This window comes from Mesorhizobium sp. M0074, from assembly GCF_040322975.1.
Classification (GTDB): domain Bacteria; phylum Pseudomonadota; class Alphaproteobacteria; order Rhizobiales; family Rhizobiaceae; genus Mesorhizobium.
Genome location: NZ_JAMYUM010000008.1, coordinates 199,359 through 217,472, shown reverse-complemented (window position 1 = coordinate 217,472; position 18,114 = coordinate 199,359). Strand labels below are relative to the sequence as shown.

Genomic DNA, 18,114 nt, shown 5'->3' with positions numbered 1-18,114 from the left:
GCCCGGGCAACCATCCATCTGGTCTAATCCTACTCTGAACGATCGGGCAACAGAAATGGACGATGTGACATTTGCGGGAACAGCGGACGAGACTAGCGTTTCATCGACCGGCCGACAGGTCCAATAATAGGGAGGAATGTCATGAACGATGAAGACATCACCAAATTCGCAGCAAGCCTGCGAGGCGAAGTCATCCACGCCGGCGACGCCCGCTATGACGAGGCCCGCAAGCTCTACAACGGCATGATCGACAAGCGGCCGCTGATCATCGCCCGCTGTGTCGACGTCGCCGACGTAATCACAGCGGTGAATTTCGGCCGCGACAACAATTTGCTGGTTGCGGTACGTGGCGGCGGCCATAACGGACCAGGATTGGGGAGCTGCGACGACGGTCTGGTGATCGACCTGTCGGCGATGAACGGCGTGCGCGTCGATCCGGATGCCCGCACGGCGCGGGTAGGCCCGGGCTGTACTCAGGGCGACCTCGACCATGCCACCCATGCCTTTGGCCTGGCCGTACCGGCGGGCATCATCTCGACCACCGGGGTCGCCGGACTGACGCTGAGCGGCGGCCATGGCTATCTGACGCGCAAATATGGCCTGACCATCGATAATCTGATCGAGGCCGATGTCGTGCTTGCCGATGGAAGCTTCGTCACCGCCAGCAAGGAGCGGAACCCCAACCTGTTCTGGGCGCTTCGCGGCGGCGGCGGCAATTTCGGCATCGTCACCAGCTTTGTGTTCAAGCTCCACCAGGTCAGCATGGTCTTTGCGGGGCCGATCGCATGGGATCAGCGCCACGCCCGCACCATCATGCAGCATTATCGCGAGTTCCTGCCGAACGCGCCCGAAGAACTCGGGATCTTTCTCGGGCTCAAGACCGTCCTCTCGAGCGCACCCTTCCCGGAAGAGTTTTGGGGAAAGCGGATGTGTCTGCTGATGTGCTGCTACAACGGCCCGGAGGAAAAGGGCAGAGAGGCGCTGGCCCCGCTGCTCGATGCGCTGCCCGCGCCCTGGTTCAACTGGATGGGAACGATGCCCTATCCCGCGGTGCAGAGCATGTTCGATGGGCTCTACCCGAAGGGAATGCAGTGGTACTGGCGGGGCGATTTCGTCAAGACGCTGTCCGACGAGGCGATCGACGCCCATCTCGCGCAGGCGGCGAAGACGCCGAGCGAGCTATCGCTCATGCACCTCTACCCGATCGATGGTGCGGTCCATCGCGTCGGCAAAGACGAGACACCCTGGAATTACCGTGATGCGACCTGGTCGATGGTCATCGCCGGGATCGATCCGGACCCACAGAAAGCGGGGCCGGTGACGCGCTGGACCAAGGCCTACTGGGAGGCCGTGCATCCGTTCGATCTGGGCGGCGCCTACCTGAACTTCATGATGGATGACGAGGGCGATGCAAGGCTCAAGGCGGCTTATGGCGACAACTATGAGCGCCTGGCTACGCTGAAGAAGAAATACGACCCAAACAACCTCTTCCGGGTGAACCAGAACATTCGACCGGCTGCTTGACGGCGGTGGCGGCCGGCCAGATCAGCCTCCGCACTGAAGCGCGTCGCGCTGAAATGGGTTCAGTCGACGCGCTTAAGCCCGCTGGGTATTTCGTCGAATCCAGTCAAGCTGTTGTACATGACAGTTCGGATGCTGATCCGCGCTGGTGTACTCGGCCCTTGAGAATCCTTCAGCCTTCGGCAACATGGCGGCAAGGCTGAGAGCATGAGGATGAGCAAGGTCATTTCCGCCGCATCACGGCGTTCGCCGCGCAAGACACCGATGGCGCTGACCGAGGCGCTGGTCGCCCGCACCTTGCGTGCGGTCGAGGATGCCGGGCCGACGCCGGGCATGGTCTATATGACCGATGCCGATTACGCGCGCATTCGCGACGAGGTGCTAGCCGGCGCGCCGGCCGGGCCGGTGAAGCTGTTCGCCTATGGTTCGCTGCTGTGGAAGCCGGCCGGCGAGGTCAGGGGTGGCGAACGGGCCGTGGCGACGGGCTGGCACCGTTCGTTCTGTTTTACGGTGCAACGCTTCAGGGGCACCGTCGAGCAGCCCGGCCTGATGATGGCGCTCGACCGCGGCGGCCAATGTCAGGGCATGGTGTTCGAGGTCGCCGAGCCAGTGGGGGCCAATCTCGAAACGCTGCTGCGACGTGAGATGACCATCCTGCCGGCCGTCAACGTGCCGCGCTGGCTGCAGGTCAGGACGGGCGACGGCACGGGCCAAGCGCTTGGTTTCGTTGTCGATCCCGCCAATCCGCGCTATGCCGGCAAGCTCGAAAAGCGAGCGATAGCGGCGACCCTGGCCACGGCCGTCGGCCATTGGGGTTCGGGCGCCGAATATCTGTTCGAGACCATTCGCCATCTCGACGCCTGCGGCATCCGCGACCGCAATCTCTGGCAGTTGCAGGAACTTGTGGCCGAGGAGATCGGTCGGGCGCTGCGGTCGGGCTTCATTCGTCCCTGAGCCAGACCAGCATCTCGCCGGGGTCGCGGTTGTCCCAGGCGAAATACGGCACGGCGGTGATTTTCGCGTCCTCGACCGCCGGCGGTTCGGTGCGGTAGAGCCCCTCTTCCCAGTTTTCGAAAGCCTCCTTTTTGGCAATCGCCGAAAGTATCACGACGCCGCCCAGAAGGTTCGGCTGCTGACGCGCCTCGATGTCGGCCGTTCGCGGCAGAGCGATGCGGTGCAGCTGGCTGGAATTGTCGGTCTCCTCGACGCAATAGATCAGCGGGCCGCGCGCCAGTGCGACACGGCCGATATCCTGCCGCACCTGTGGATCGGCGTAGAGGCGGTCGACGGCCATTTCGAGGTCGAGCTCGACGCGGTCGCCCTTGCGCCATTCGCGGCGGATCGCGGCATAGCCGTCGCTGCTGATGGCAGCCAGATCGACATCGGCGCCGTTGACCTTGAGCGCTGCCTTGCGGCACCAGGCCGGCAAGCGCAGGTGCAAAGTGAACTCGGTCGGAGCTTCCGGTTCGACAGAGATCGAGACCGCGCCGTCCCATGGATAATTACTGGTCTGGGTGAGCTCTATTTGCCGGCCCGCGATATCGAAACGAGCCGTGCCGTTTCCATAAAGATGGACGGCGAGTGCGTCGTCCGACAGGCCGTAGAAATAGCTGCCGATCGAGGCGACCATGCGCCCGACATTGGGCGGGCAGCACGGGCAGCGGTGCCATTTCCAGCGGTGGTGGGCGCCGCGGCTTTCGAGCGGATTTTCGTAGAAGAACAGCGAGCCGTCGAGCGACAGGCCGGAGATCGAGCCGTTGTAGAGCGCCCGCTCCATGATGTCGGCGTAGCGCGCGTTGGGGCCCATGCCGAGCATGCGGCTTGCCCAGAACACCAGGCCGACCGAAGCACAGGTTTCGGCATAGGCGGTGTCGTTGGGCAGGTCGTAATCGGCAGTGAAACCCTCATTGTGCGAGGACGGCCCGAGGCCGCCGGTGACGTAGAGGTTCTTGGTCATGAGGTCGTCCCACAGCCGGTCGAGCGCCACCCGCAGCGTGTCGTCGCCATATTCGGTGGCGATGTCGGCCATCCCCGAATAGAGGTACATCGCCCGCACCGCATGGCCGACGACCTTGTCCTGTTCGCGCACCGGCTTGTGCGACTGGTTGTATTCGTAAGTCTTGAAATGATAGGCCTTGGGGTCGGCGCCGCGTGCTCGCGCCTCCTCGTCGAAATAATGCGGCTGCTGGCCGCGCTGATCGATGAAATATTTGGCAAGCTCCATGTATTTGCGCTCGCCCGTCACCCGTGCCAGCTTGACCAGCGCCAGCTCGATCTCCTCATGGCCGCAATAGCCCTTCTTCTTGCCGGGCTCGGGACCGAACGTCTCGGCGATGTGATCGACATAGCGGCACATGATGTCGAGCAGCTTGCGTTTTCCCGTGGCCTGGTAATAGGCGACCGCGCCTTCGATCAGGTGGCCGGCGCAATAGAGCTCGTGGCAATCGCGCAGATTGGTCCAGCGCAGGCCGGGCTGGATGCGCTGGTACCAGCTCGACAGATAGCCGTCGGGCTGCTGCAGCTTGCCGTACATGTCGATGACGGCGTCGATCTTCTTCTCCAGCTCGTCGTTGCGGCGACGGTAGAGCGAGTAGGCGGCGGTCTCGATGGTCTTGCCCCAATCCGAGTCCCAGAACATCTGCGTCGTCACCGTCGATCCGGTGAACTCGTTGCCGGCGGTCGCCGCCTCGTCCGGCGAGGGTGAGTGGAACGGAATGACGACGCCGGGCGATGGCCGGTCCGGGTCGATCTGCTCGAGCATGCGCGCCTCGACGCAGCGGTCATAGAGGATGCCGGCGGTTTTTGAGGCGACGGCATCGACGCGGTCGCCCCAGAAGCCGCGCACGTCGACCTGCGGCACCGGCAGCGGGCGGAAGGCGAGTTTCGGCTTGACGCCCTGACTGGCGGATTGCGATGCGGTCATCAATTTACTCCGGTTCGGTTCGATTGGTCACTTCACGGCCCCTGCCATCAGGCCGCGGATGTAGAAGCGCTGCAGCAGCAGGAAGAGCACCAGGCACGGCACCATCATCACGGTGACGCCGGCCTGCACGGCGCCCCAGTCGATCGCGCCGAAGCGGCCGGACTGCAGCGCGGTCATCATGATCGGCAGCGTGAATTTGGACTGGTCTGTCATCAGCACGAGGGCCGCCAGAAACTCGTTCCAGGCGCCAAGGAAGGCGAACAGCGCGATGGTGACGATGCCCGGCCAGACCAGCGGCAGCATCACCCTCAAGAGCATGGTGACGTTGTTGGCGCCGTCCATGCGCGCGGCCTCCTCGATCTCGCGCGGCACCGCATCGAAGGCGTTGCGCATCATGAAGATCGAGAACGGCAGCTGCAGCGTGACATAGACGCAGACCAGCCCGGTCAGCGTGTTGTGCAGGCCGATTTTTGTCAGCACCAGGAAGATCGGCGTCAGGATCGACTGGAACGGGATCATGATCGTCGACAGGATGACGACGAAGAGCAGGTTCTTCAGCGGAAAGCGGAAGCGCGAGAAACCGTAGCCGGCGAGCACGCTGACGATCACCGACAGCACCACGGTCATGACCGAGACGTAGATGCTGTTTTGCGCCGGCAGCCACAGGCCGTCGCCGAAGGTGTTGAGCGTGGCGTAGTTCTCGAGCGAGATGCCGCTGGTCGGCCACGGCGGCAGCGGCGGCTGGCGCGCCTCCTGCGCCGGCTTGAAGGCCGAAAGCACCGTCCAGGCGATCGGCGCCAGGAACAGTATGGACGCGATGATGCCGGTCGAGTGCTCGGCGATCTGCATGCCGATGCGGCGTTTGCGGCTCCTTGCCTGCGCCATCAGTCGACCCCTTCCGGATTGCGCAGCAGCCGCAGCTGGATCAGGCTGAGCGCCACCAGGATGACCAGCAGGACCATCGAAAGTGCTGCGCCATAGCCGAGCTTGAACGATACGAAGGACTGGTTGAAGATCCAGTAGACGGCGGTCAGCGTCTGGTTGCGCGGGCCGCCGCGCAGGATGATGTAGAACTGGTCGAAGGCGAGGATCGAGCCGGCAACCGACAGGATCAGCGCCAGCGCCAGCGTGCGGCGCATCAAGGGCAAGGTAATCGCCCGGAACCGCGCGAATGGCCCTGCCCCGTCGATCATCGCCGCCTCCTGCAGGTCAGGCGGGATCGATTGCAGGCCGGTCATCAAGATGATCATGGTGAAGCCCGCCACCTTCCACACGACCATGGCGATGATCGACCAGAAGGCCGGCTGGAACGTCGCCAGCAGGTTGAATTTCTTCTCGGTCAGGCCAAGCTCGAAGGCGGCCGGGCTGAACAGGCCGGAATCGACATTGAGCAGCCACGACCACAAAAGGCTGGCCGAGGCGAAACCGATGACCGCCGGCATGAAGAAGGACGTCCGGTAGAAGCCGGTCAGCTGCCGCGGCCTTTCGATGAACAGCGCCAGCGGAAAGGCGACGGCGAAGATCGCGATCGTGACCACCACCGTGTAGTAGCCGGTGAACTTCAGCGCGTTCCAGAAGCGGGTGTCGCGCAGGATCGCCCAGTAATTGTCGAGGCCGATGAAGCTATGCGCGCCCATCAGCGGCCAGTTGTGCAGCGACATCCAGGCGGTCATGCAAAGCGGCACGATGAAGAAGACGACGACAAGCGCGACGGCGGGCGCGACATAGAGCAGGCCGATCCACTGCCGGCGGCCGGCGCCGACCAGTTTGTATGCGCGCGCTGGCGCGGCGGTAGTTGCTGTAATGGTGGTCATGCCGTGGTCTTCCGTTAGCGCTACGTCCCCCTCCCCCTTGAGGGGAGGGTCCGGCCGAAGGCCGGGGGTGGGGTCCTCCGCGAAGCGCGCCGACATCAAAAGAGCGTCGAGCACTGCCGCGATGACCCCACCCGGACCTGCGGTCCGACCTCCCCTCAAGGGGGAGGTTAAGGGGCTGCGGGGGTGGCGTCGTCTGCGAAGTGCGCCGACGCTTCTTTCCGTCGGCGCGTTTCACTTAGGACCCCACCCGGACCTTCGGTCCGACCTCCCCTCGAGGGGGAGGTGGGCGCCGGCGCTTTACTTCTGCGGCGCCGAATCGATGATCGACTGCATGGTCTCCTGCGCATTGGCGACGGCGCCGTCGACGTCTTCACCGAAGAAGACCTCGTTCATCATCTGGTTCCACGGACCGTTGGCCGAGTTGATCAGGTCATTGAACACCACCGAATAGGGCGTGCGGCCCTTGGCCATGGCTTCGGCGGCGGTCTGGTAGCGCGGGTCGAGGTCTTTCAGCGCATCCTTGGCGATGTCGCCGCGCACCGGCAGGCTGCCGTATTTCGCCAAAATGGTCTGGCCCTCGAGCGAATAGGCAAAGTCGAGGAACTCCTTCACCACCGCGACCTTGGTGGTGCCCTTGGTGACGACGAAATTATCGCCGCCGGCAAACGACGACCAGCCGCCATCCTTGCCCGGCAGGAAGGTGATGCCGTAGTCGATGTCGGGATATTGCGTGTTGAGCGCGCCGATGGCGAAGGCGCCAGACGGCGAGATGCCGATATTGCCGGTGGCGAAGGCGGCAAAGAAGTTGGAGCCGGTGTCGGTCTGCGCGCCTGAAGGCACCAGGTCCTTCTTGACCATCGAACGGTAGAGGTCGATGGCGCCGCGCATCTGCGGCGTGTCCAGTGTCGCCTTGGAGCCGTCCTCCGTCAGGATGTCGCCGCCCGACGCCCAGATCAGCGGCGTGAAGGTGAAGATGTTGCAGCCGCCGCAATTGCCGGAGAAGTAGAAGCCCTTGATGTCGCCGCCGAGCGCATTGACCTTTTCGGCGTCGGCTTCGATCTCGGCCCAGTTGGTCGGGCCCTTTTCCGGGTCGAGGCCGGCCTGCTTGAACAGCTTCTTGTTCCAGATCAGCACTGAAGAGTCTGCCGAGAACGGCAGCCCGTAGATGCGGCCCTTATAGGTGCCGGTCTTGACATGCGCCGGCGACAGGCTGGCGAAATAAGGCAGCGATTTCGCCCAGTCGGTGATGTCTTCGAGCTGGCCGGCAGCGGCGAAGGACGGCGTGTAGATCAGGTCGAGCGACAGCGCATCGGGTGCTGTGCCGCCGGCGGCGGCCGCACCGTATTTCGGGATGATTTCGGCATTGGGAATGATGTCCAGCTTGATCTGGTTCTGATGCCCCTTGTTGAAGGCATCGACGACGCGCGGCATGAAGTTCGAGCCGTCGGCGCGAACCCAGATGTTGGCGGTGTCGGCGGCGGCCGAGCCGACTGTCGCCAGCGTGCCGAAAATGCTCGCGGCGATGGCGAGCCCGGTAATGGTGGTTCTCATGCTTCTCCTCCACATGGTTTTAATTTAGCGTCTTAATTTAGCCGCGCCCCCAAGCGGGTGACTATCGACACGGCCCGTTTCGTTCAGCCGTCCGGCGGACGGCCGCATGACTGACGCACCACCAGCCGGCACGGCAGTTTTCTGATGCCCGGCAAAGCGGGTTCGCCGCCGACGAGCGAAAGCAAGGCAAGGCCGGCCTCGCGCCCGAGCGCGGCCAGGTTCATGTCGACCGAGGTCAGCGGCGGGCGGGTTGCTTCGGCGACGATCTGCCAATTGTCGAAGCCGATGACGCCGACCTCGTCCGGCACGCCGATACCGCGCTCGCGCAAGGCGTCGATAACGCCGCGCGCGATCTGGTCGTTGCCGCAGAAGACGGCATCGGGCCGCTCCCGCGTGCCGTCGAACCCCTCACCGTCGAACAGCTTCTTGACCGCCTCATGCCCCCAGGCCTCCGACCACGGGCCGAGCAGCGGCTCCATCACCGGCAGGCCGTTCTCGGCCAGCACCGCGCGATAGGCCTCGGCGCGGGCATGCACCACGGCAAAGCTCGCGGGACCGCTGACATGGGCGATGCGCCGACGCCCCAGCCGGCAAAAGTGCTCGACCGCCAGCCGCGCCCCGCCGGCATCGTCGGAGACGAAGGCGATGGCGCCGGGATCGGGCTCGGTGAAGGCGTAGATCGCCGGAATGCCGAGATTGGCGAGGTCGACCGGCAGATGGCGGTCGATGCGCTTGCCGGTGGCGATGATGCCGTCGACGCGCTTGTCGAGCATGGCATCGACATGCAGCTGGGCAAGGCGCGGGTCGTCCTCGACATTGCACAGGAACACGGAGACGCCGGCATCGACCAGCGCATCGGAAACGCCGGCCATCAGCGGCAGCGAAAAGCGGCCATAGGTGTCGTTGGTCAAAAGCCCGACGGTAAAGCTGCGCCGCCGCAACAGGCTCTGCGCCAGGCTGTTCGGGCGAAAGCCAAGCCGCTGCGCCGTCTCGCGAATACGCGTCCGCGTCTCGGCCGTCATCCGCCCCTGCCCGTTCAGCGCTTTGGAGGCCGTCGCGACGCTGACGCCGGCAAGTGCCGCCACCTCGCGGAGGGTGACGGGCTGCTTGGCGGGCGTTGGCTGCGCATCGGACGCCATGATTTGGATATCGATCCTCCCAGGTGGGAAAAGCTTTTCTCTTGTGGGCCTGCAGGGTGCTGAGGGGTGAGGTCAGCGGATGCCGGCAGAGTTGGGAAAAGGTTTTCTCAGTGGGAGATTAGGGGAGAGATGTGGAGATGGCAAGGGGGATGACAAGCAGGCGATGCGGTTGTTCGTAGATGGCCGCCTTACGCCAGAAGCGCCATTGTCAAGGGTCGAACAGATTGTTCGTAGCCAACCTATACACCGGGTAGCTAGCTGAGCCGATGATTCACCGTGATATGGGCAGCAGCGGGTGGCATCTCTTGAATCAAGACTAAGCCGGCGGCCAAGATTCGCCGGAAGCGAGATCAGGGTGACGCGGCTCGTCCGCCGGTCTGCCTTGCTCGAGGCGCCATACCTCGATCCATCCTAGAAGCATGAAGGCGGATTTTTGACGCTTGCCGTCCTCATGCGCCATCCGAAATAGCCGGACGCGGATTTCGTTGGCGGCTCGTGCGTGTCCGGTGAAAACGGTGAGACGTTGCCCGTAGGGGGGTCGCTCGACTAACGCGCTTTTGAGTTGGTCCCACACGCCTTGGGGAACTGGCGAGGGCTTAGTGTCATCGATCAATTTCAAATTGGCGACTAGGGCCTCGGTTGTCCCGAGCCAGCCCATAACTTTCGACAGGATCTGCCGATTGACTTCCGCCAGGTCACGTTCGCATAATTCCAGCAACCGTGCGGCCGCGTCCGGCTTCCGCTGGGCGAGTTCAGCGAGCCGCGCCACCAGCACATCCTCGCGACTAGGACGACGCTTCAGCGGAGCGACTACGCGTATGTCCGGATCGACAAAACCCAGGAGCAGCTCGCGGGCGCGTGGTGTATCGAGCGCGGCGACGGCGTTGATGATAATATCCTCGCATTGGTCGAATGTCTTCGCATCGGAGACAAACTGGTACAGAAGATCGATGGCTGCATCCGATCGGCACTCGCCGAGAGCGGTGATGATCTCGCGCAGTTCGTATCCCCAGAGTCGCCGCTTGCCGAGTACGGAGTGTATCTTGGTGATCCCCGCCGCAGCGTCGTCAACGAAGGGGCAGAGCGCGAGAACGCGGCGCAGAAGGTATCTGTCTGAATCCTGCATCCACTTCTCTGTCCGCTCGAGGACAGAATCGACAAGAGCAAACGCGGCGGTCGCAGGCAAGACAACGCCAGCCATCAACAAGCGCTCAGCGACCTCAAGACGGGTGTATTGGTCCCATTGACCGGGCAACGCAATTGCATCGAGGACCGCCTCCGTTGAACCACGTCCGTCAATTGCAGCGAGCGCCGTTGCGAGTCCTTTCAGGCCCGCGGCAAGTTTCCCGTCATGGTTCTGCTTTCTTAGGCGATTCATTTCGGCATTTAGTGCAGCGGCGAACCTTTTGCGCCGCTGGTCGTCGCACGGCGGCGGAGTGCGGCCTTCGCGAGAGGCCCACATCAAGTCGCACCGGAACTGGCGATCCAAGGAACGCTCCGACTTTGGCACGAAATCGCGCGCCATCGCGGCCGCGGCATCGGCGGCATATTCTGGCTCGGGAAGCAGTTCGATGAGCACCTGCTCGGCTCCGGCGGGATCGAGGTCCATAACGGCGGCGATGTGCCATCCTGCGTAGGTCATGCTCGCGCCATTGCTGAGAGGCCCACGGTCGCCCGCCGCACGCGAGGCCCGTCCGCGGCGCATTCTGTCGATGTCGGCGCGGATGAGGGTCACCAAGTCCGCCATATCTTCGGGTTTTCCGACCTGCGCAATCGACGAGCCCAAGTTGGCTTTTTCCTTGCCGCTAAAATCGTCCTGGCGAAGTACGAGGTCGACGCTGCCTTTGAGGTACGCGCGGAGGCTTGCCTTCAACTCGTCGTCCGCGATACGCAGCGGTCCCATGTCTGGCCTGGCAACCCTGCTGAGAATGTCGGCGGCAACCTCGGTGTCGAGAACGTCCCCGCTCGTTACGGACGAGAGGACGCCGGCCGCAGTTACGTCGTCGGGGAGCAGGCGGAACACGTCCTCCAACTGGTGCATCACCTGGTACTCAAATTCATGCCGCTGGCCGGGCTCCACATCCACCTTGCGTCGCAGCTCGCGCAGCCTCGTGAACACGCGCGCCGCAAGATTGGCGTCCGCTACTTTGGCGATGACGGCAACCATACCGCCTAAGTTCCTGTTCCTGAGGTCTTCGGTTTCGAGGCGCTGCAGATATTTTTCGATGAAGCCATCGGGAATGGCGACCGCGAACGGTAACCAGTATTCGTGCCCGTAGAGCACGCCCTCGGCAACTTGGGTGGCCACCCATTCGCTCATCCACGAAGGGTCGATGCGGCGCAGATACTCAAGCGCCGGCTGGACATTGTGCGAATTCAGGTTGCGTGTGTTGCTGCCGGTCAGCGCTGCCATCGCATCCTTGACGACGCCATCCAGGCCTGGCTCGCCGAGCTCGATCAGATCCAGCGCGGTTCGCAGGCGTGCGGGTTGGTCGATGGTGGTCTCAATGAATTTGCGCATCGAAGCGATGGCCTTGGCTATTAGCGCCGACGGCATTCGATCGCCGTTTCTAAGCGCAACATCCTCGAATGTCTGGGCATCCATCGACTCAAGGACGCGGATCAGTGCCTCGTCAAACCCGGTCCACATTAGGCCGGAGACCGCCGCGTTCTTCACAGCGACGCTGTTGTCTTCCACAGCGAGAGCCGCAATCTCGCCATCGACGCGATGATGAAGCAGTTCGGAGACGAAATCCGCTCGCGCCTCGTCGCTCCAGCCACTGATCTGCTCGCGCCAGTTCGGTCCAAGCGAAGAGACCTGGATGTCCGGCCAGAGCCTGTACGTGTGAAGCCGCGTTTGGTGGTCTTGCCCCGACAGAAGGGGTACGACAATGTCGCTGAAGTCGCCTGCGCCGGAGGCGAGCATGGCCGCGAGGGCATACTGCCGAAAGTTGTCGTCTCGAAGCGCGTACACAGCGCGGAATCGCTCCCCAACGGCCGCCCGAACTTGACCCCAGACGGACGCTCCGCAGAGCTGTGCAACTTCGCCTGCGAATACGAGGTCGACGGCGAGCGCCATCTCCACCAGCTTCCTACCAGCCCAGGTGTTTCGCTCGTCAGTTCCGCCACCGGCAGTGTTCTCGGCAAATGTCTCGGCGATCATGCGCAGCGGTTCGGCCCAAGCCGGATTGTCCACATAGTCAGTCATAAAGTGGCTGGTGGCGTCGCGGTTATCGCCCTGCAGCTCGAGAAGCTGAGCGCGAACGTCCAGCGCAGCGTAGTACTCCTGAAGCTGCTGATGCTCGAATTGAAACGTTGTTTGCGGGTAGTCAACGCGCTCGAGAACGTGGTGCGCCGTCAGTGTCGCGATAACCATCGGCGCTGGTACCGGCTCAATCTGGCCACGATGCGTAAGCCCTCGCACGACGGCAGCAACGGCAGCGCGGGCATCAGCCTCGGACAATGCCACCGCACCGCGGCGGGTCATCTCAATTGCAAGAGCTTTCAGGTATTCCGTTTGCTCGCCGAAGATCGGAGCCGTTTGTAGCGCGTTTCTGTGCTCGTCTCGTTGTTCTTGCAAGCGAAGAACTTCGGCGAGAATGCCCATCTTCGTGGACGGAATTTCGACGCCGGCTTCAAACAGCGAAGCGACTTCCGAAAGGATGAATGGCGTGCGCGTTAGTTCATCGAGCGACGGGTCGGCATCGATGCGGGCGCGGAGTTCGGCGCCTTGGGCGCCAAGGCGGGCCATCAGATAGGCTGCCCGCTGCACGCGCCGAAGGCGCAATAATCTCAGTCGCAATGCGCCTGGAAGCGGAGGGGTCAAGTGGTGCGTGCGGGTTGCGACCATGATGCCCGCGCTGGGAAAATCCCGTTCGAGCTCCCGGAGTGCTTCGTTGGCATTCGCAGAATTCGACTCCGCAATTTCATTCCAGCCGTTCAACAACAACAAGAAGGGTTCCGCCTGCTGCACGTGCGCGAGGTCGGCGGGCGTCAGACCTTCGGCCTGGAACGCGGGCATGCCGGCAATGTATTCGAGGATGCCCCGGCGCGACGACGTCCAGGCCGGCAGTTCGACAATGAACGGTGTGCCGGCGGTACGCTCGACTTGCGCGAGCTGTATCAGCGTGGTGGTCTTTCCGCGACCGGCAGGGCCTTCGAGAACGATGCGGCCGCCTTGCGACAGCGCCAGGTCGATCTGCTCGAGCGACAGTTCATCGATAGACTCCGCGCCCTTCGGCTCCAGCCGGACCGCCGCGAGTTCTATGAGCGGATGCCCTTTGATCTTGTCGGACCAAGTTCGGGTGACAACGTCGGCCGCGCGTCTCACTCTGGCAATGAGGTCCGCGTTCCGCGGTTCGGCATCCATTTCGAGGTGAAGGAAGCTGGCCCGGAGCGACGCGTTCTCCGGGAGCAGCATTAGCGTGATGATTTCTTCACGCTCGATGACGTGAAGCTCGATCCCATGGTCTTTCAGAATTGCCTCTTCCCATCGCTTTCGCTCGGCATTGCCAACTTTGGCGGACGTTACAAACAGGAGGGCCTCCAGGTCAGAAAAGTTCTTCTTGGCAGTCGCCGCGTCGTCAGCAATCTTCTTCAATGTTGGTGTGATCGAGGCAGCAAGTCCTTTGCCAATCTTTTCCGGCGTCAGGCTTGAGGGCGCGTAGGCATCGAGGCCGTGATCCTTCTTGCGCTGGCGGGCGATGAGTTCGGGCCAGCGCTTCTTGCCGAGTACTACCGCCAGCCCCTGAAAACGCATCCCCTCCTCTTGAGAGGCGAGCTCATCGAGCGCTCTTTCGATGTCGGTTCTCAGAATGCCCATGCCGATGCAGCTCTGCCCGTCAGAAAAATCTGGCGGAACATGCCACGGCCAGCTCGACAGTGCCAGGCGCCCGACATACCGCTGCCACTTGTGCGCGACAATCCCGCGATTGCGAGGTCGGCCGGCCCTCTCCAAGAGGGTTTCTCGCGCCGCACTGCCTCACTTAGTTGGGCGACAATCGACGGCATCGTCCGTTGCAAGGTGGCGAACATCGGGTTGAGCGAGGTCGCACGCTAGACACTTCACTGCTTAAGACAGTGCTCGCGGTGCCACTGCAGGAACCGGGGATGCGGGCGTTCAAATTGCCGGCGGGGGGGAAGCGCCCGACCAGTTTTGTTTATGAACCCCTGCACACTATCGAGGTCGTTAACCTGTCGCGAGATCAGGATTTCCAGGTTATCGGATAGGCTGATCAACCCGCGATCGAACATCCAGTGCGCGGTGCCGGACAGTGCGATCCCGTTGTTGATGACATCCGGGCCGTTCGCTTCGACCGATCGAATATGGGCGGCTGAAACTTCTGCTCGGCCGCCGCCATTTATCAGCTTCAGTCCCGTGATCGCGCAGCGCTCGTCATAGGCGCGCAAGACGATGCGACGGAAAATGCGGTCCCGCACAATTCGCGATCCGATGTAGTTTACGCGATCGCGGCTCTGCTCGAATTCGAATGGCGCTTGCTCCTCCTGAAAGCCGGAAGATGTGCCGACCTCATCTACGCGCGGTAGCAACGACCCGTTCGTGTCCAGGCCCAAATCGATGATGCGGTTGAAATCGGCCGGGCTAATTGGGCGGACGGCCGATTGGGCGCGACCGGAAATTCGTCCCTGATCGTTGAGCAAGCCTCGCTCAACGAGACCATCGGTTCCATTAAATGGAACAGGGTTGACGAAATCGAGATAGGTTCCAGGCTCAATCAGAGCGAGGTACATATCAGGCGTCACAGGATCGGGAATGATCTGTTGGACTTTGGCTACGGCGTAATAGCCGCGGGTATCGTCTACCTTGCTGGGCTCGTAATAGATGATCCAGTCGCCAACGCATGCTTCGACGCGGCGCAGATACGGGCGAGGAAACTGGTATTGCTCGGCGGGGCGGTCATTGTAGATCGAATCTGAGCGATGAATGAAAACCCCGAATCCCATGATCTTCCTGCAATGCGTTCTTTGGGGATATCTGCCTCAGAACACCAAAATCCGATCTTGGGAGGTTAGTCCAGGTCGGAGAAGCTTTTCCCCGTGGTATCGGTCTTTTGGAACCGTCTAGGGAAAGCTCCTCCCCCTAACAAAGCGCCGCGCTCTTTTCCACGGAGCGTGTCGCAAAAGGCCACCGCCGTCCGTTCTCTGCCAGAAAGGAACTCGCCATGAGAAACCTCATCGTCGCCGAATTCATCAGCGTCGATGGCATCGCCGAGGTCGAGAAGCTGCCGGGCGTGACCTGGAACGATGAGATGCAAAAATTCAAGGAGGACGAGCTGGCCGACAGCGGCGCCACGCATCTGGGGCGCACGACCTATGAGATTTTCGCCGGCTCGTGGCCCAAGGAGACCGGAGACTTCGCCGACCGCTTCAACGCGCTGCCGAAATATATCGCCTCGACGAGCTTGACGCCGCGCGCATCGGGGCGTCTTCCGCGATTGATGCGATCGAGTTGGCAGCACCAGGCGGAAGGCGGAAGGTTCTGATCGGCCCTTTCTTGCTGCTGCGGTAGAAGACGTCTTGATTCAGCCAAAAGCCCAAATTGCTGGATTTGGCAGCCCAGGAAGTATAGGCTTGGTTTTTGGTTCAAGCGATGGAACAGAGACTAGCCGCAATTCTGGCTGCCGATATGGCGGGCTACAGTCGGCTAATGGAGGCCGACGAATCCGGCACGCTCGCACGCCTTCGGACCCATCGCATAGAACTGGTCGATCCCGCCATCGCTAAGAACAAGGGCCGGATCATCAAGACCACCGGAGACGGCATGCTCGTTGAGTTCCAGAGCGTGACCGATGCCGTGAAATGCGCCGTGGAAATCCAACAGCGCATGAAACGGCGCAATTCGGATGTGCCGCAAGAACGGCGTATCGAATTCAGGATCGGCATAAATCTCGGCGACATCATTTTCGACGATGAGGATATTTTCGGCGACGGCGTCAATATTGCCTCGCGCATCGAGCAACTCGCCGACGTCGGCGGTATCTGCGTGACCGCAGCGGTGGCGACCCAAATTGCCGACCGTCTCGAAATTGCCATGGAGGACCTGGGCGAGAAGACGTTAAAGAACATCAGCCGCCCGGTTCGCCTCTATCGCGTTGGGTTTGATAGTTCTGTCCTGCCAGAAGTCGAGGCAAAGCGATCCATCTCGAAACCTTCGATAGTGGTGCTGCCATTCACCAACATGAGCGGCGACCCCGAGCAGGAATTTTTCGCGGACGGACTGACCGAGGACATCATCACCGAACTGTCCCGCCACCATGAGCTGTTCGTCATCTCGCGCAATTCCAGCTTCGTCTACAAGAACCGCGCCGTGAATGTGCGCGAGGTGGCCGAGAAACTCACCGTCCAATACCTGGTGGAGGGAAGCGTCCGCAAGATCGGCGACAGGGTGCGCGTGACGGTTCAGCTCATCGACACGGCGAATGACGCTCATATTTGGGCAGACAAATATGACCGGAAGCTGGACGACATATTCGCGATTCAGGATGAGGTGACCGCGGCGATCGCAGCCACGCTGCCCGGTCGTGTCGAGGCGGCTCAGCGGGACCAGCTCGCGCGGGCGAAACCTGCAAACATGGCCGCCTATGAATGTGTGCTTGCCGCCAAGGTGCTGCATCACCGAAGCACGATTGCGGATAATGAACGCGCGCAAACCTTGATAGAAAGGGCCGTCACGCTCGACCCCGATTATGCCCATGCCCATGCCTGGCGGGCCTGCATTCTTGGCCAGGCCTGGGTCCATAACTGGTGCGAAGACAGGGATGCCGTCTGGAACAATATCATGGCGGCGCTGGACAGGGCGCTGGCGCTGGACAACAACGATGCCGATGTCCACCGCATCCTCGCGGCAGTGAACGTGAACAACAATGAGCTGACCACAGCGCGCTACCATCAAGAGCGGGCGCTGGCCCTCAATCCCAATTACGACCTCGTGGTGGTGCAGCAAGGCGAGTTGTTGACGTGGCTGGGGAGGCCGGAAGAGGGAATTGAATGGATCCGAAAGGCGATGCAGTTGAACCCGCACCACCCGGAGAGGTTCTGGAGCCATCTGGGAAAGGCGCATTTCGCCGCGCGCCAGTATGGCGAGGCGATCGAAGCTTTCATGCATCTGTCAGCCATGGACTCGGCTCAGCACGCTTTCGCCGCTGCCTGCTACGGCTGGCTCGGCGACGAAATCGCGGCCGCGGCGCATCTAGGCAAGATCAGAACGCTCGATCCCCAATTCGACCTCGATTCATTCATCGCAACCCTGCACTTTGCCCAAGAGTCTGATGTGCAGCACGTCCGCGAAGGACTGCTGAAAGCCGGTATTGCCCACCTGTAGCCAGCCCGTAACTACGAACCAGATCCAATCTGGGACAGAAAAAAAGACCGGCCCCCGATGCGGACCTTGTCGCATGACCGAACGACGGGCAGGTCGGAGAAGCTTTTCCCACGGTATCGGTCTTTGGAAGCGAACAGGGAAAACCCTCCCCCTGAAAAAGCGCAGCGCTAGTTGACGGCGCATGTCGCATAAGGCCCGCGCCACTCGGCCCTGCCAGAAAGGAACCCGCCATGAGAAAACTCATCATCACCGAATTCATCAGCGTCGATGGCATTGCCGAGGTCGAGAAGCTGCCGAGCGTGGCCTGGAACGATGAGATGCAGAAATTCAAGGACGACGAGCTTGCCGACAGCGGCGCCATGCTGTTGGGGCGCACGACCTATGAGATTTTTGCCGGCTCGTGGCCCAAGGAGACCGGAGACTTCGCCGACCGGTTCAATGCGCTGCCGAAATATGTCGCCTCGACCAGCTTGCAGGCGCTCGACTGGCAGCCGGCCGAGCTGCTGCAGGGCGCGTTGCCGGAAGCGGTCAGAGGGCTGAAGCAAGGCAGCGGCGGCAACATCTATGTGCATGGCAGCCTCAGCGTCGCGCAGGAATTGCTGCGCCACGGCCTGGTCGACCGCATCAGGCTACTCAGCTATCCCGGTGCCGTCGGCCAGGGCAAGCTGCTGTTCCCGCCCGGCGCACAATTGCCGCTCGAGCTGATCTCGGCCACGCAATTCAGCAACGGCGTGGTGGCGCTGGAGTATGCGGCTGGGATAGGCAAGCCGTGATGACGGCCAATCTCCCCCCTCGAGGGGGAGATGCCCGGCAGGGCAGAGGGCG

The 18,114-nt window shown here is 62.2% G+C and carries 12 protein-coding genes; 5 read left to right on the top strand and 7 right to left on the bottom strand.

What is annotated here, in order from left to right:
• The first annotated feature begins 141 nt into the window (after positions 1-141).
• Positions 142-1,524, top strand: a complete 1,383-nt coding sequence (locus NKJ73_RS13820; RefSeq protein WP_352569790.1) for an FAD-binding oxidoreductase — start codon at positions 142-144, stop codon at positions 1,522-1,524.
• A gap of 210 nt (positions 1,525-1,734) precedes the next feature.
• Positions 1,735-2,475, top strand: coding sequence for a gamma-glutamylcyclotransferase (locus NKJ73_RS13815; RefSeq protein WP_352569789.1), 741 nt, complete (start codon positions 1,735-1,737; stop codon positions 2,473-2,475).
• On the opposite strand, the gene NKJ73_RS13810 is transcribed toward NKJ73_RS13815, so the two are convergent.
• From NKJ73_RS13810 to NKJ73_RS13780, 7 genes are all read right to left on the bottom strand, one after another.
• A complete protein-coding gene (locus NKJ73_RS13810; protein ID WP_352569788.1) occupies positions 2,462-4,444 on the bottom strand; it encodes a glycoside hydrolase family 127 protein in 1,983 nt (660 codons plus the stop codon). The genes NKJ73_RS13815 and NKJ73_RS13810 overlap by 14 nt on opposite strands.
• A gap of 27 nt (positions 4,445-4,471) precedes the next feature.
• A complete protein-coding gene (locus tag NKJ73_RS13805) occupies positions 4,472-5,329 on the bottom strand; it encodes a carbohydrate ABC transporter permease (protein ID WP_254817449.1) in 858 nt (285 codons plus the stop codon).
• Positions 5,329-6,258 (bottom strand): carbohydrate ABC transporter permease, encoded by a 930-nt coding sequence (locus NKJ73_RS13800; RefSeq protein ID WP_352452309.1) that lies wholly within the window; start codon positions 6,256-6,258, stop codon positions 5,329-5,331. Before NKJ73_RS13800 ends, NKJ73_RS13805 begins: the two co-directional genes overlap by 1 nt.
• Before the next feature lie 297 nt (positions 6,259-6,555).
• A complete protein-coding gene (locus tag NKJ73_RS13795) occupies positions 6,556-7,809 on the bottom strand; it encodes an ABC transporter substrate-binding protein (protein WP_352569787.1) in 1,254 nt (417 codons plus the stop codon).
• A gap of 83 nt (positions 7,810-7,892) precedes the next feature.
• Positions 7,893-8,948: a LacI family DNA-binding transcriptional regulator gene (locus tag NKJ73_RS13790; protein ID WP_352569786.1), complete on the bottom strand. Its 1,056-nt coding sequence runs from the start codon at positions 8,946-8,948 to the stop codon at positions 7,893-7,895.
• A 316-nt stretch (positions 8,949-9,264) separates the two neighbouring features.
• Entirely contained in the window at positions 9,265-13,770 is a 4,506-nt protein-coding gene (locus tag NKJ73_RS13785) for an NACHT domain-containing protein (protein WP_352569785.1), read from the bottom strand.
• 242 nt (positions 13,771-14,012) lie between these two features.
• A complete protein-coding gene (locus NKJ73_RS13780) occupies positions 14,013-14,912 on the bottom strand; it encodes an HNH endonuclease (protein WP_352569784.1) in 900 nt (299 codons plus the stop codon).
• A 218-nt stretch (positions 14,913-15,130) separates the two neighbouring features.
• Here NKJ73_RS13780 and NKJ73_RS13775 point away from each other — a divergent pair, with 218 nt between their 5' ends.
• From NKJ73_RS13775 to NKJ73_RS13765, 3 genes are all read left to right on the top strand, one after another.
• Entirely contained in the window at positions 15,131-15,451 is a 321-nt protein-coding gene (locus tag NKJ73_RS13775; RefSeq protein WP_352569783.1) for a dihydrofolate reductase family protein, read from the top strand.
• A gap of 107 nt (positions 15,452-15,558) precedes the next feature.
• Complete coding sequence (locus NKJ73_RS13770; protein WP_352569828.1) at positions 15,559-17,289, top strand: adenylate/guanylate cyclase domain-containing protein; 1,731 nt, start codon at positions 15,559-15,561, stop codon at positions 17,287-17,289.
• A 230-nt stretch (positions 17,290-17,519) separates the two neighbouring features.
• Entirely contained in the window at positions 17,520-18,062 is a 543-nt protein-coding gene (locus NKJ73_RS13765) for a dihydrofolate reductase family protein (protein ID WP_352569782.1), read from the top strand.
• The last annotated feature ends 52 nt before the right edge of the window (positions 18,063-18,114 follow it).